The sequence below is a fragment of the Paenibacillus oleatilyticus genome, from assembly GCF_018998565.1.
Taxonomy (GTDB): Bacteria; Bacillota; Bacilli; order Paenibacillales; family NBRC-103111; genus Paenibacillus_G; species Paenibacillus_G oleatilyticus.
Genome location: NZ_JAHNZO010000106.1, coordinates 1 through 414 on the forward strand (window position 1 = coordinate 1; position 414 = coordinate 414).

The 414-nt window shown below is 64.7% G+C and carries 1 pseudogene; it reads left to right on the forward strand.

The features are described from left to right. A pseudogene (locus tag KQX66_RS36510) lies at positions 1–414 on the forward strand (hypothetical protein); the annotation flags it as partial.

Below are 414 nucleotides of genomic sequence, written 5' to 3' on the forward strand. Positions count from 1 at the left end.
GTCGACTACTACTTCCTCGGCCAGCACCCGGCGCTGTCCTTCTTCAGCCAGGTGCCGTTCGGCATGACCTTCCAGGAATACAACAACTGGTTCCACCATGCCGGCGGCCGCGCGCTGGCCGACGATCTCTATTCGATCTTCGGGCTCAAATGCTTCTCGGCGGGCAATACCGGCCCGCAATCGGGCGGCTGGTTCCGCAAGGAGATCAACAGCGCCGAGGATTTCCAGGGGCTGAAGTTCCGGATGCCGGGCCAGGGCGGCCAGGTGCTGGGCAAGCTGGGCGCCTCGGTCCAGAACCTGCCCGGCAGCGAGGTCTACCAGGCGCTGTCCTCGGGTGCCATCGACGGGACCGAGTGGATCGGCCCCTGGGCCGACGAAAAGGCCGGGTTCCAGGAGATCACCAAGATCTACTAC